This is a genomic window from Lactobacillus sp. ESL1191, from assembly GCF_058504435.1.
This window is the reverse complement of the sequence record NZ_CP196365.1, coordinates 615163-629351: the sequence shown is the minus strand read 5'-3', so window position 1 is coordinate 629351 and position 14189 is coordinate 615163. Positions and strand designations below refer to the sequence as shown.

16 protein-coding genes are annotated in these 14189 nt (G+C 44.0%); 1 reads left to right on the top strand and 15 read right to left on the bottom strand.

What is annotated here, in order from left to right:
* Window positions 1-26: 26 nt before the first annotated feature.
* Window positions 27-974 (top strand): diacylglycerol/lipid kinase family protein, encoded by a 948-nt coding sequence (locus ACSYSN_RS03370; protein ID WP_491712756.1) that lies wholly within the window; start codon window positions 27-29, stop codon window positions 972-974.
* Window positions 975-1103: 129 nt separating this feature from the next.
* Here ACSYSN_RS03370 and ACSYSN_RS03365 read toward each other — a convergent pair whose 3' ends face one another.
* The 15 genes from ACSYSN_RS03365 to ileS all read right to left on the bottom strand — a co-directional run bounded on the left by ACSYSN_RS03365 (window position 1104) and on the right by ileS (window position 14131).
* On the bottom strand, window positions 1104-1229 hold the full coding sequence (locus tag ACSYSN_RS03365; protein WP_491712755.1) for an aminoglycoside adenylyltransferase domain-containing protein: 126 nt from the start codon (window positions 1227-1229) through the stop codon (window positions 1104-1106).
* A gap of 50 nt (window positions 1230-1279) precedes the next feature.
* Window positions 1280-1705 carry a nucleotidyltransferase domain-containing protein gene (locus tag ACSYSN_RS03360; protein ID WP_491712754.1) on the bottom strand — a complete coding sequence of 142 codons (426 nt, stop codon included), beginning with the start codon at window positions 1703-1705 and terminating at the stop codon, window positions 1280-1282.
* 198 nt (window positions 1706-1903) lie between these two features.
* Window positions 1904-2566 carry a hypothetical protein gene (locus ACSYSN_RS03355; RefSeq protein ID WP_491712753.1) on the bottom strand — a complete coding sequence of 221 codons (663 nt, stop codon included), beginning with the start codon at window positions 2564-2566 and terminating at the stop codon, window positions 1904-1906.
* Between the two features lie 92 nt (window positions 2567-2658).
* On the bottom strand, window positions 2659-3048 hold the full coding sequence (locus tag ACSYSN_RS03350; RefSeq protein WP_491712752.1) for a DUF1828 domain-containing protein: 390 nt from the start codon (window positions 3046-3048) through the stop codon (window positions 2659-2661).
* Between the two features lie 11 nt (window positions 3049-3059).
* Window positions 3060-5405 (bottom strand): SF1B family DNA helicase RecD2, encoded by a 2346-nt coding sequence (gene recD2, locus ACSYSN_RS03345; RefSeq protein WP_491712751.1) that lies wholly within the window; start codon window positions 5403-5405, stop codon window positions 3060-3062.
* Entirely contained in the window at window positions 5398-6033 is a 636-nt protein-coding gene (locus ACSYSN_RS03340; RefSeq protein WP_491712750.1) for a tetratricopeptide repeat protein, read from the bottom strand. The genes recD2 and ACSYSN_RS03340 overlap by 8 nt, the downstream gene beginning before the upstream one ends.
* Window positions 6030-6689 (bottom strand): histidine phosphatase family protein, encoded by a 660-nt coding sequence (locus ACSYSN_RS03335; protein WP_491712749.1) that lies wholly within the window; start codon window positions 6687-6689, stop codon window positions 6030-6032. Before ACSYSN_RS03335 ends, ACSYSN_RS03340 begins: the two co-directional genes overlap by 4 nt.
* Window positions 6690-6838: 149 nt before the next feature.
* Window positions 6839-7930: a tRNA 2-thiouridine(34) synthase MnmA gene (gene mnmA / locus ACSYSN_RS03330; protein ID WP_491712891.1), complete on the bottom strand. Its 1092-nt coding sequence runs from the start codon at window positions 7928-7930 to the stop codon at window positions 6839-6841.
* Between the two features lie 39 nt (window positions 7931-7969).
* Window positions 7970-8311: a DUF1831 domain-containing protein gene (locus ACSYSN_RS03325; protein WP_491712748.1), complete on the bottom strand. Its 342-nt coding sequence runs from the start codon at window positions 8309-8311 to the stop codon at window positions 7970-7972.
* 49 nt (window positions 8312-8360) lie between these two features.
* The gene (locus ACSYSN_RS03320; RefSeq protein ID WP_491712747.1) at window positions 8361-9518 is read right to left on the bottom strand and encodes a cysteine desulfurase family protein; all 1158 of its coding nucleotides are present in this window, start codon (window positions 9516-9518) and stop codon (window positions 8361-8363) included.
* Window positions 9519-9522: 4 nt separating this feature from the next.
* Entirely contained in the window at window positions 9523-10218 is a 696-nt protein-coding gene (locus ACSYSN_RS03315) for a 5'-methylthioadenosine/adenosylhomocysteine nucleosidase (RefSeq protein ID WP_491712746.1), read from the bottom strand.
* 19 nt (window positions 10219-10237) lie between these two features.
* Window positions 10238-10555, bottom strand: coding sequence for a hypothetical protein (locus ACSYSN_RS03310; protein WP_491712745.1), 318 nt, complete (start codon window positions 10553-10555; stop codon window positions 10238-10240).
* 1 nt (window position 10556) lies between these two features.
* Window positions 10557-11120: an NUDIX hydrolase gene (locus ACSYSN_RS03305; protein WP_491712744.1), complete on the bottom strand. Its 564-nt coding sequence runs from the start codon at window positions 11118-11120 to the stop codon at window positions 10557-10559.
* Window positions 11121-11342: a cold-shock protein gene (locus tag ACSYSN_RS03300; RefSeq protein ID WP_491712743.1), complete on the bottom strand. Its 222-nt coding sequence runs from the start codon at window positions 11340-11342 to the stop codon at window positions 11121-11123. It lies immediately after the preceding gene.
* Entirely contained in the window at window positions 11342-14131 is a 2790-nt protein-coding gene (gene ileS / locus ACSYSN_RS03295; protein ID WP_491712742.1) for an isoleucine--tRNA ligase, read from the bottom strand. Before ileS ends, ACSYSN_RS03300 begins: the two co-directional genes overlap by 1 nt.
* Window positions 14132-14189: the final 58 nt, after the last annotated feature.

Genomic DNA, 14189 nt, shown 5'->3' with positions numbered 1-14189 from the left:
CTTTTTCTGTGAGTATTGTAAACAAAATGAGTAACAATTTAACCATCCACCTTTTAGTCAATGAAACAGCCGGTAACGGTCGGGCTAAAAAAATTTTAGAACAAACTGTACTGCTTTTGGTAAATGAAAATATTGATTTTGATCTTCAAAAGAGCACCTACCCTGGGGAAGCCATTATCTTGGCTGAAAACTACTGCAACCAAGAACACCACAAAAATGAAGTTTTACTAGTAATCGGGGGTGACGGCTCACTCAATGAGGTTTTAAACGGTATCAAACGATCAAATAAACCAGAGACACCATGCGCCTACCTGCCAGCTGGAACGGGTAATGACTTTGGTCGGGCCGCTCGCCTGACTAGCAATCCGCAAGTCCTGCTTGACCACCTCAAGACCAACTTGAAGCCCAGTTCAATTGATTGCGGCGCTTTTAGGCTTCCGGACCTTAATTCCAAAACTTATTTTTTTGCTAATAGTTTTGGAATTGGCTTTGATGCCTATGTCAACCACCTCAGTAATATTTCAACATTAAAGAAGATGCTCAACAGAATAAATGAGGGAAACCTAATCTACGGTTCCCATATCTTAACCTGTCTGCGCAAGCAAGATACCTTTGCCGTTGAACTTGAATGTGATGGCAAGAAAAGATATTATCATAATGCCTTTTTAGTTACCACCACTAATCATCCGTACTTGGGAGGTGGCATTGCCCTGCTACCACCCGCACGCATCGATAGCCATAAAATTAATACAGTGATTGTTGAAAAATATACAATTAAAAGTTTAATTAAGCTTTTTATCAAGCTCCTCAAGGATGGTTCCCACGTTGCTTGTCCAGAATTTCATTATGTCGAAGCAAAGCATATTAAAGTAAAAACTAGCAAAAAAGAATTTGGCCAAGTCGATGGCGAAGAAATTAAGCGGGCCAAATTCAATATTGAATTTGTGGTAGACCAGTTTAATCTTTTGCACTAAATTAATCACAAATAAAACCCGTTCATACACTTGAACGGGTTTTATTTACGGCTTGATATTCATTCGTTGCAACATGTAATTGGCAAATTGCTTACTATTACTTGGCCAACTCGCAACCTGCTGTCCACTTTAGGCCTGTTCAGCCAAGTCAATCAGTGGCTTAAATTCTGCTGGAAGGTATTCCCGAGCCCACTGACCACCAGCTTTTTTAGATAGAATTACCCCTTCCTCCTTGAATGACAATGCACGACACAAATTTAAATATAGTATAGTTTAGTTGCACTCTAATCTCACTAGTTGCAGCTCTAACGTCCCAAGCTAATCCCCTGCCAATAGAGCTCTCTGGAAACAGGAGCAAAAACAGTCTTAATTGGGGAGACTAAAAGTACTTTTCCCTTAGCCCTAATAACTGCCAACTGGGCGATCAGGTCAGGATCGCCACCCTGCATTTTTTTGATAAAAGCCGACGGCGATTTTTGATATTCTGCTAAGTGCAGCTTTGAATAATGCAAGTCAAATAAGGGTGGCTGGCGATGATTTTTGCTTTCTTTTTGCAGCATCACGCGAAATTCTAAGCCCTTTGCTGGTTGCCAATTGGATAAATATGCCTCAAGTAACCTAAGTTTTTCATGATTGGTCAAAGGTCTCTTTATGACTACATTAAAATCAATATCGCTTACTTGCGCATTGTACCCACCTAAAACTAGTGACCCATGCAAATAGAGTCCCACCAGCTTATCTTTAATAATTGGTACGTTTTCAGATCATTTACTAGCATATTTCAAAATTGCCCCACTAATATTTTAAAAATCATCATCTTTCTGGTAGTTTAACCTGAAAAATAAAGCTATACAAAAAAGAAGACCGGAGTCTTCCTTTTTAAATAACTATTACAATTTCTCGTAAAAAGTTATTTTTACTATTCCTGATTATTGCTTTGCAGGAGTTGTAGGTTGGGTTGGCGTTGTTGGCTGACTTGGATTAGTTGCAGGCTTAGCAGGATCTGCTGGCTTGCTTGGATCAGTTGCAGGCTTAGCAGAATCTGCTGGCTTACTTGGGTCAGCTACAGGGGTTGCAGGTTGCTTAGCAGTAGCTTCAGCATCTTTAATCTTCTTCTTCAAACTCTTAATTTGCGCATTAAGGTATGTACGATAACGCTTAGCATACTTTGCTTTGTATCCCTTAAAGTGCTTCAAAGCCTTCTTATCCAACTTCAATTGTTTCTCAAAAGAGAGTCCCCAAGACTTCTTTACTGTCTTGTTGAAGTAATTATTAGCCTTCTTATGGCGCTTTGACCAAGACTTCTTAGTCTTTTTAATTACACCCTTAGTTGTTTCTTTGGGACCATTAAAGCCTGGGTCAATTGGTTCATTAATTGGTTGAACTACTGGCGCTTCTGGTGTCTTAGCTGGATCGGTTGCTGGTTTAGCAGCATCCTGACCAGTTTGACCGGTGTTAGCTGCTTGACCATTTTGGTTAGCAGTTGGTGCAGTTTGAGTATCCGCCAATACCATGGCTGATTCAGTAATAACAGGTGATAGTGCAGTTGCTCCGGCAACTGCGAGAACAATAATATTTTTCTTCAATTTCATAAGATTTTTCCTCTTTCCTTCTAAAATATTTTATAGTATAACATATGTATTTGGTAACAGGAGCATAAATTTACCAATTTAGTAAATTTATTTTATTCAATCTCTAAAAATGAAATTACCACTTGTAGTTGGGCCAGGTCCATGATTTTGGGCATCAGGTCCGCTGCCTCAGTCATTGCTGAAAGCACTCCGTTAGCCGTATTTAATTGAAAACCAGCGTCTCTTGCCAGCCCTGCCGCTAGCTGATATAAATCTTTATCACTAGCGCTTGGGTCCAGCTTAAATAGACAATGTCCATCATCGCTAACTTCATAGCAGTCTGCCCGAGCTTCGACGAAGCAGTAAACTGTTTCGCCCAATGCATCCCTAGCAAACGTTACCACTTCCAGGGTATCCGGTGCAAGTTCAAGCACGTGCGTATTGGCGGTCATCCACTGATTCAATGCTTTTCCTACTAGCTCCGCGGTTATTTCTTTAGTCATAACTCCTCCTACTACAGTTTAATATTTTGCATCCCAATCATCGGGTCAATCTCGCCCGCATAGATCATTTCAGCAGTGAGGACATGCGCTTGCGCAGCTGGCTTGATTTCCGTTTCTGCTTGAACAATTTTAGCATCCTTAACTCGATCATCATTTGGCTCAATCCCACCTAGTTCTTTTTGTAACTTAGCACTCAGGCCCGTTTGCCGATCATTACCAGAAGTATTCAAAGCCATCGTGTAAGCCCGGGGATCCCCAACTAAAACCAGGTTGTTAGCTGCGCGGGTAACGGCAGTATAGAGCAAATTGCGTTTGAGCATGACGTAATTTTGCATCGTTAAACTAAGAATTACTAGCGGAAATTCGGAGCCCTGTGCCTTATGAATGGTAATTGCATAGGCCCGCGTCAAGTCAAACAAGTCTTTCTTGCTAAAGATGATTTCACGTCCGTCAAAGTCAGCAGTTAGACACCGCTTAGAAGCTTTTTCATCAATGGCCAAAATCTTTCCAATTTGGCCGTTATAGATATCTTTTTCGGGATTGTTCTGCAACTGCAATACCCGGTCGCCAATTCGAAAAATTTCATCGTGAACCTCAAGGAATTTACTGTTGGGCTTAGGTGGATTCATAATCTCTTGAATAATATTATTTAAATTGGTCACACCGCCCTCACCTTGGTACATCGCCCCTAATACCTGAACATCATCCTGGTCAAAGCCGCGTTTGAGCGCCCGCTCAATAATTTGGCTAACTACATGATCAACTTCACGCGGCGGACACGAAATGAAAGAATAATTCTTCGTTTTTTTGAACAGAACACTTTGATCCTGTCCCTCATTGATACTATGAGCCAGGGTGATAATACTGGAATCCTCACCTTGGCGGTGAATTTGCCTGAGTACGGTAGTTGGGAATACTTGAGCCGTAATTAGGTCACTGAAGACGTTGCCGGGACCAACCGAGGGTAATTGGTCCTTGTCACCGACAAAGACGATGTGGTTAGTTTCATTGATACTGGCTACCAATTGCTTGAACAAAACCATATCGACCATCGACATTTCATCAATGATCAAAATTTCTCCATTTAGTTCATTCAGCTCAGTAAAATCACTTTCACCCAGACCTAGACCCAATAGACGATGAATGGTCTTGGCTGTGATGCCGGTGATTTCTTCCATTCTTTTGGCTGCTCGACCAGTTGGTGCAGCTAGTAAAAATGGTGGGGCTGAGCTGTATAAGGCTGCTGCGGGAAGCTTTTCCAGGTCGCGTAGCGCCAACAAGATACCATTGATAATGGTGGTTTTACCAGTACCTGGACCACCCGTCAAAATCGAGATAGGGTTAGTCAGGGCATTTTTAATTGCTACCTTTTGGGTATCATCATACTCAATCTGCAACTGTTTTTCTGCCTTGCTAATAGCCGCCTGGATATCTTGGTCACTATAACTGGTCTCTGCCTGCCGCTTGACCAGGTTCTTCATCGTCAAGGCAATGTCAGTTTCGGTTTGAAAAATGTTCTGTAGAGCCGCATTTTCTCCTTCAACCACAACTTTACCATCATGCTGGAGCTGGTTAACACAGTTAGCAATCGGATCAAACTCGTTAATTTGGAGCAGTTTTCCGGCCTCCGTCAATAATTGTGCCAATTTAATAAAAGTATTGCCGGCCTGCATCAATTCATCCAGTAAGACCTGGAAGATTGCCCCATTGATACGGCGCGGATCAGCAGCTGCAAAACCCAATTTGGTGCCAATTTGGTCGGCACTTTTAAAGGCGTAGCCGGTCACATCGGCAATTGCAGTATAAGGATCTTTTTGTAATTCAGCTAAGGTTTCACCGCGGTACAGTTGGTACAATCGGCCCGCCACTTTTCTATTCAAACCGAACTGAGCCAGTCGTAAAACAATCTCTGAGTATGAATCCATCGAATTGACGCCATTGAGTAGGCTGTCCTTCTGTTTCTTAGTCAGCGGCAGGGTCGCCACTTTGGACGGATTTTCCTTCAAAATAGTTAGTGCATCAACACCTAATGCAGCAATAATACTGTCCGCAGCTTTGGGGCCAATTCCCGGAAACTCCTTAGAACTGAGATATTTTGTTAAATTCCCCTTTTCATGCGGCAAAGCCTGCTTGTAGCTGTCACAGCGAAACTGTAGACCAAACTTATTATGCTCAACCAACTGGCCGGTAAAATTATAGGTGCCACCAACCTGAAGATCACCAAAGCTACCGGTAACTTTAATTTCTTCACGATCATAGTCAGCCAATGTCCCAATAATTGTTACATCGACAATTTTGTATAAGTCTTGGTCGTTCTCAAATACAACTCTATTAATCCGTCCTGTGAACTCAACCATTATCCTTACCCGTATGATTAATCATTTTCAAAATTGCGGCATACTGCTTTTGGGCCTGTTCAAAGTATTGGGGATCCTGTCTTTGCGCCCGGTGCAGGTATTTCTCAGCCTGGTCACGGTCACTGGCAAGGGTCGCAATTCCTAACCTGAAATTGACCTTAGCGGTTCTTTGGGCCGGTGCAATATCTTCAAAACTGGCTTTTGCTGCTTGGTCTGACCCCAGGGCCAGCCAGATATCTCCCAGCAGCTCGTTAACCCGTTCATCACTTTTCTTAATGGTCAGAGCGTAAGCTAGGGCCTTCTGCGCCTGACCAATTTTCAAAAAAACTAGCGCCTTCTGGTAAAGAACCAGATCATCATTGGGGATCTGTTCCAGCAGCTGCAAGGATTTAGTAAATTCACCCTGCAGGTAGTAACAAACCGCCAAATCATAGTCCAAGGCTTGAGGATTTTTAACTAGAGTTTGGGCCTTTTCCAAAAGCTGCCTAGCCTGGTCAAAACTCCCCGCTTCCACCAAAAGCGTGGCCAATCTCAAATAGTTCTCCGTGTTATGGGGATCCGCATCGATTTCTGTAATCAACCGGTGCACCTGAGCTGCGTTTTGCTTCATTTTTTGTTCATTACTCATAGCGAATCCGTTCCTTCCATTTTTCGGTCCAAAAAACTTGTCTCATTCCAGACCACTAACCGAAAACTTGCACCTTGGTCATTTGTTTCCAGAATCGTCAAACTGGTGTTGCTGAGGCCACCATTACACCTGATATCCTTAAGTGGATAAGCCAGCAAGCCGCCCATGATGGCACTAAGCGCCGCTCCATGGCTGACTGCTAAAACCTTATCTTCAGTGCCAGGGTAGCGCTGGGCCACTGCACGGCCAAACTTACAACCGCGCGCTATTACTTCGGAGTAGTCCTCACCGCCAATGGCCTGACCATCATACTCATCCGGCGCCTGCCACAGGTCATGCACCTGTTGGGGATATTCAACACAAGCTTCATCGAACGTGAGACCTTCCATCCTGCCCAAATCAAACTCACGCAAGCTAGCTGCGGCAATAATGGGGAGCTGCGTCCCCAGACTTACTTTTAAGCCCTGGGCCGTGTCAAAGGCGCGCCTTAAGGGACTGGTGTAGATTGCCGTGAACTCTGTCCTTGCTAAGTAGCCGCCTAGTTTAGTGATATCTGCCCAACTCTGCGGCAAAAGCGGTGAGTCACCATGAGCACCTTGGAAGCGCTGTTCCAAGTTCCATTCAGTTTTACCATGTCTAACAAAATAAATCTGCATTAATTAATTGGCCCTTTTCCATTATTTCCTTTCTAGTTTATCATTTAATCCTGCCAAAAGGAAAAACTTGCTTAAGTGGCACTTAAACTAACCGTATTGCTCAGCAAAAAAGGAGTAGGTCGAAAAGACCTACTCCTTTTTAATGTTAATTAGACTAGCTGTAGCTGTCGCTCATTCTGAGCAGCACTATCAATGTTGCCACCCCCAAGACACTCTTCACCCCGGTATAATACCAGAGCCTGGCCTGGGGTCACGGCCCTAGCCGGCTCGTCGAAGTAAACCGTTGCCGTGTTACTTTTAGCATGGTAATGCACCGTCACACCAACATCGGGTTGACGGTAACGAAACTTGGCACTACAGTGCATTTTAAAATCACTTTGCGGCTGACCGGTAAAAAAGGACATGTCGCTAGCTTCTAGCTCTGTAGCATACAGCAAGTCACTATCATAACCCTGCTCAACAATCAGTTCATTCTTTTTCAAGTTCTTACCAACAACAAACCATGGTGCTGTGGATTCTTTAGTTGAGCCCAGACCCAGACCCGATCGCTGTCCGATGGTGTAGTACATGAGGCCAGCATGCTGGCCAACTACTTGCCCGTCTGGGGTAATCATCTGGCCCGACTGAGCAGGCAAAAATTCACTCAGAAACTTACGAAAATTGCGCTCACCAATAAAACAAATGCCCGTCGAATCTTTTTTCTTGGCCGTAATCAGGCCATGTTTAATAGCAATTTCACGCACTTGCGGCTTGGTCAGATTGGCCAACGGAAAAATCACCCGGCTAATCTGTTCTTGACTCAGCTGGCTCAAAAAGTAGGTCTGATCCTTGTTACCATCTTTAGGACGCATCATGTGACTAAGCCCTTGCTCATCGGTTACCGTCTTGGCATAGTGCCCCATTGCAATGTAATCCGCATCAAGATTCAGCGCAAACTCTAAAAAGGACTTGAACTTAATCTGGCTATTACACATCACGTCTGGATTAGGTGTTCGTCCCTTTTTATATTCGTTTAAGAAATATTCAAACACTCGGTGCCAATATTCTTTTTCAAAGTTGATTGAATAGTAGGGAATGCCAATCTGGTCAGCAACCCGTTTGACGTCTTCATAATCTTCGGTCGCGGTGCAAACTCCTGCGTCATCAGTATCATCCCAATTTTTCATGAAGACACCAATCACATCATAGCCCTGCTGTTTGAGCAAGAGTGCGGCCACTGAGGAATCAACGCCCCCACTCATCCCAATAACTACTCTGGTCTTCTGCTCTGCCAATTTTGATCAATCCTTTACCGCAACCAGAATTTTACGCTCCGCTAAATCTTTGAGCACATAGTCTAACAATTCAACGGTCGGCGCTAATTCCTGATTCTTAAAAATGTTTACTTTTTTTAGACCATTCCGGTCGGTAACAACCATGGTTAAGCGGGTCATATCCTTGTCAATAGTCACTTTAAGCTTGGTTGACGCATTGTAGGGCGAGTCATTATAAAGCGGATGTTCATAATTGTAGTTGCCCTTGACAGTCTTAACAAAGCCTGCATCAATCAACGCATAAAGTTTCAAATCTGGACTAAGGGTAAACTTGCGCTTATCTCCATTAATTACAACTGTATTTGCCATTTGTTCTTCCTCGCTTACAAATAATAAGTGCTTTTGCCTAAAAAAGCAACTATTTTCCCTTTTGCTGTATTTTCCCCGCTATTTTGACTAATTGTTGGGCAAAGGCACTAACTTCTTCTGCCGTCGTAAAACGACCAAAAGAAATCCGGATTGACTCATTAATTCGCAGCGAATCTTTCCCAAAACAAGCCAATAGAACATGGGACGGCTCCAGAGATCCGGCTGTGCAGGCTGATCCACCCGAAACCGCAAAACCGGCTAGGTCTAGATTAGCCTGCAACAGGGTCGTAGACACACCGACAAGGTGCAGATTTAACAGGTGATGAGAATCGTGTGTACCAGTTCCACCGTTAATTTCGAAATCAATCTTGCCAGCCGTCAACTTATCCAATATCAACTTTTGAAAACCCTGATACTTTGCCTGGAGTTTTTGCTTGTCAAGCGCCGCACTCTCACTAATAGCTTCACCAAAACCAGCAATGCCAGGCACATTTTCAGTACCTGCGCGGCGCTTAGTCTCTTGCTCGCCGCCTAATACTAAAGGTGGCAGCTTAACTCCGTGATGCTCATACAAAAAGCCTAAAAATTTAGGGCCATTAATTTTATGGGCCGAAGCGGATAACAAGTCAATCCTCATTTTGGCCACATCCAAGTCAAGGTTACCCAGAGCTTGAACAGCATCAACATGGAAGTAGGCATTACTGTCGGCCACGAGTGCACCAATTTCAGCCAACGGATTAATCGTCCCCACTTCGTTGTTGACTGCCATGATCGAAACCAGGATAGTTGCTGGCGTCAACGCCTGTTTGAGGTCGGATAAGGCGATTCGACCATGGTCATCGACATCAAGATAGATTACGTCATAACCAGCACGTTCAAGCTGTTTCATTGGCTCTAAGACCGAGGGATGTTCAATCTTAGTGGTAATAATTCGCCTGCCTTCTGCTCGTCTGGCCTGGGCGGTACCAAAAATTGCAGTATTATTGCTTTCAGATCCCCCTGATGTGAAAATAATTTCATTTTCTTTGGCATTAATCGCAGCCGCAACCTGCCCCCGCGCTTGGTCAATTACGCGCCGGGCCTTACGTCCCAGTTCATAAGTACTCGAGGCATTACCAAAAGTTTTTTTCATCTCCTCGGTAATAACATCAATCACTGCAGGCGCCAGTGGTGTTGTTGCGGCATTATCTAAGTACACTTCTGCCATGATTCTAACTCATCTTTTCTATGTATGCGCAGATCAACTTGGCCGCCTGCGCACCAACTTTTTGGGCAAAGCGGTCAAAATCCTCATTAGCTCCATCATCACCATTATCAGAAATTGCCCGCAAGGCAATTAGTGGTTTTTTAAAGTGGGCCGCAACCTGGGCAAAGGCTGCCCCCTCCATTTCTACTCCCAATGCTTGGGGAAAATTCTGTTTAATTGCCTGCTTTTGCTGGTCAGAGCCAATAAAGGAATCACCAGTTACAATCAGCCCCTCTTGATACTTGACCCCCTGTACTTCAAGAAAATGAGTTAACTGAGTGCGCGCTGGTGAGTCTAGGTCAAAAGAAGCAGGTTCACCCGGAAGCTGTCCCTCGACATAGTCCCCTGCCAATGTGTTATGGGCATCGTGGTAAGCAAAGGACTTAGCCACAATCAAATCGCCCTGATGGACACCTGCTTGCAGCGATCCCGCCGTTCCCGTCATCAAGACCAGGTCAAGATTGACTTGTGCTAGTATGGAGGTCAGGTTCATAGCTGCTTGGACTTTGCCGATTCCGCTCAAACCAAGATAAATATCATTGCCCCGAACGCAAAAATGCTCGAACATCGTCGATCCGAACATTTCCTTGTTACCGGAGTGAAAATATTTATGATAATACTCTGCTTCAATTGCCATGGGGACAATAATTGCTATCTTCATTTTTACACCCGCTTAGTTTTTATAAGTGAAATAACGCGATTAATACTAGAATCAATAGCACCAAAACTAGCAAGATAGCCCGGTTCAGCTTTTGCTTAAGCTTGCGCCCCTTGTCCTCTTCCACCTGCGTCTGCTCAGCAGTAGACCGCAAGCGGTCCTGGTCGACCTGTGTTTCATAATCGTCCACCTGCTGCTTATCTACAGTGCTACGGGTAAACTCAGGATTGACATCAACGTCTTCAGCACCACTGTCAAAAGCCGATTTGATAGTGGTAAAAAAGGTCTTGCTCTTCTTGTGTTTAATTTTCTTGCGGTAATCAGATCGTTTTTCAGTCATGTTATTCCTCTGCGTCCGCACCGGTTAAAAGCATGTTTTCCCACACGCTCATTGCGTACAAAGTTTTGGCATCAACAATTCTTCCTTGTGCGAATAACTTCTTCAGCTCTTCTAAATCATACCAGTGGCTGGTCAAAAATTCATCAGTATCGAGGGGCCTTTTTTCGGTTAGCCTGGTTAAGGTATCACAATAAAATAAGTGCAACTTTTCATCAGTAAAGCCCGGGGAAGAATAAAACTCGGTGATCTTTTCCCAGTAGTCGGCATGGTAGCCGCCTTCCTCATTTAATTCACGTTTCATCGCATCCAAGGGACTTGCATCAGTCGCATCGATCAACCCAGCTGGAATTTCTAAGGTTACTTCCTTGATTGGTTCCCGCCATTGCTCAACCAAAAGCATTTCTTGCTGATCATTGACCGCAATGGCAGCTGCAGCCGGTTGATGCCTGACCACTTCACGATTAGCAGTCTCACCATTGGGCAACTTAATTGTTTTAACCGACAGGTCAACAATTCGACCCGAAAAAATTTGCTTTGAGGAAATTTCAGTTTCTGTTAAATCCATTTACTCACTTTCCTGTAAATCAGCTAAATATACATTAACACATTGCAGTCCTTTTTTACCTTGGGCAAGCTGATACTTGACCTGCTGGCCAACGCGCAGTCGGCGGTAGCCCTCTTCCTTAATTGCCGTGTAAAAAACAAAGTACGACTTATGATTCTGTTCATCTTCAATAAAGCCAAAACTACTATTTTGGTCAAACTGCTTCACTGTACCTAGACGCATTATTCTTCTAAACCTTCTTGTACTACTTCAGGATAGTTGTCTTTAACAATTTTTGCACAACGACCACAGAGCATTGGCAAGTCCTGATCTTCTCCAAGGTCAGTCCTAATCATCCGGCACCGCGGACAAACTTCTCCTGGAGCGTGTTCAACCACAAATGCTCCATTTGCTAGCTGAACTGCATTAGCAGGTGCTTTGCCTTCTTCGATGGTCAACTTGGAAACAATCAGAATCTGGCGGAAATTGGACTTCAAATCATCTAAGACTGCTTTTATTGCTTGAGTCGGATAAATTGTTAGCGCCGCTTCAAAGGATTTTCCAATTAATTTTTGCTCCCGCGCTGCTTCCAATACTTTTAAAACATCATCTCGTAAATTCAAGAATTGTTGCCAATCAGCAAGTAATTGTTGCCGGTTGTCATATTCAAGCACTGCTGGTATGTTGGTCAGTTGAATGTACTTGTCCGCTTCTGGTAAGAAGGACCAAATTTCTTCCATGGTGTGGGGCAGGATGGGCGTTAATACTTTCGCAATTTTGATTGTTGCATCATAGATAACCGTCTGCATTGATCGCCTGGTATGGCTCTTCTTACCTTCAATGTACAGGACATCTTTAGCAAAGTCCAGATAAAAAGCGGAGAGGTCATTGGCAATAAAGGCAAAAACACTCTTGTAAACCGCATTAAAGTCATATTTTTCATAACTTTCAAGGCACTGCTTAACAAGGTCATTTAAGCGTACTTCAATGTATTGGTCAATTGAATTCAGCTCTTCATAAGCGACCCGATCTGCAGTCGGATCAAAATCACTGGTATTGGCAAGCATATAGCGGAAAGTATTTCTGATTTTACGGTAACTTTCTGCAGTTTGGCTAAGAATATCACTAGAAACTGCAACATCAGCAGTCGCATCAACTGAAGCTACCCACAGACGAATAATCTCGGCTCCCATTTGCTTGATAATATCGTCAGGTGCAATCACATTGCCCAACGACTTAGACATCTTGTGCCCTTTATCATCCAACACAAAGCCTTGAGATAGAATGCCTCGATATGGTGCTTTACCCGTAGTAGTAACAGCGGTAATCAAACTTGAATTAAACCAGCCGCGATACTGGTCGCTACCCTCAAGATACAAATCAGCCGGGAAGCGCAGGTCAGGTCTTTTGGCCATGACGGCTTGGTGAGAGGAGCCAGAGTCAAACCAAACATCCAAAATATCAGTTTCCTTGGTAAAATGACCGTTTGGTGAATGTGCGGAAGTGAAGCCCGCTGGTAACAATTCCTGAACGGTACGCTTATACCAAGCATTGGAACCTTCCTTGGCAAAAATTTGCGCAATGTGCTCAATTGTTTCCGGAGTTACAATTGGTGTTCCATCTTCGGCATAAAAAATTGGTAGTGGGACGCCCCAGGCCCGCTGACGGGAAATTACCCAGTCGCCACGATCCTTAATCATGTTATGCAAACGAACCTTACCCCAGGACGGCGAATAGTCGACTTGGTCAATTTGATCAAGAATCTGCTGACGACATTTGGCAATCGAAGCAAACCACTGAGTAGTGGCACGATAAATTACCGGCTTCTTGGTGCGCCAATCATGCGGGTATGAGTGCGTGAAGAAACTCAATTTGAGCAGGTTACCTGATTTTTTTAGTTTTTCACTGACTACTTTATTGGCATCATCATAGAACATCCCCACTAGGTCAGGATCAGGAACCTCTTCAGTAAAACACCCCTTATTGTCCAACGGACTAAAAACTGGTAGGCCATATTTTTGTGCTACATTATAGTCGTCTTCACCAAAGCCTGACGCAGTATGGACGAGACCAGTACCATCACTAGCAGTGACGTGACGTGCATTCATCAGCAGCGCATCTTGGTCGTAGAGCGGATGCTTGGCCACCAGCCGGTCCAGATCGCTCCCCTTGAAGTGCTGAACCACTTGGTAGTTCTGCCAATCTAGCGCTTGCGCAACCACTGCCAAGCGATCAGTTCCAACCACGTAGCGCTTATCGCCCACTTGAACAAGCGAATAATCAAAAGCTGGATTAACGGTAATGCCTTGGTTGGCCGGAATGGTCCAAGGTGTAGTGGTCCAAATCAAAAAATAAGTATTTTTAGGATCCAACAGCCCCTTACCATTTTTTACGGGAAAGGCAATATAAATCGAGGGCGACTTAACATCGTGGTATTCAACCTCGGCCTCGGCCAGAGTCGACTCACTTGAAGGTGACCAATAAACGGGCTTTTTGCCTTTATAAATATAGCCTTGCTGATACATTTTACCGAAAAGACGAATTTCTTCTGCTTCATACTCTGCCTGCAAAGTAATATATGGATGGTCCCAATCGGCAGAAACACCCAACCGCTTAAAATCAGCCATCTGCTTCTTGATTTCTTTTCTGGCAAAATTCTCACACAATTGCCGGTACTCAGCGCGACTTAACTGCTTACGGTCAACACCCTGCTTAGTGAGTTGTTGTTCAATTGGCAACCCATGAGTATCCCAACCAGGAACAAAGGGAGCATAATAGCCCGCCATATTCTTAAAGCGCACAATAATATCCTTAGAAATCTTGTTCAGGGCATGTCCCATGTGAATATTACCGTTAGCAAACGGGGGACCGTCATGCAAGTCAAAACGGGGCTTGCCCTCATTCAGCTTAAGCCGCTCGCTATATAAGTTATTGTCCTGCCAGTCTTTTTGCCATTCAGCTTCACGCACGGGGAGATTGCCGCGCATCTTAAACTTGGTTTTGCCCAAGTTTAGCGTATCCTTCACTCTCATTTTAATTATTCCTTTCTGTAAAAAAACTCGTCCTAAAAATAGGGCGAGTTTTATCATC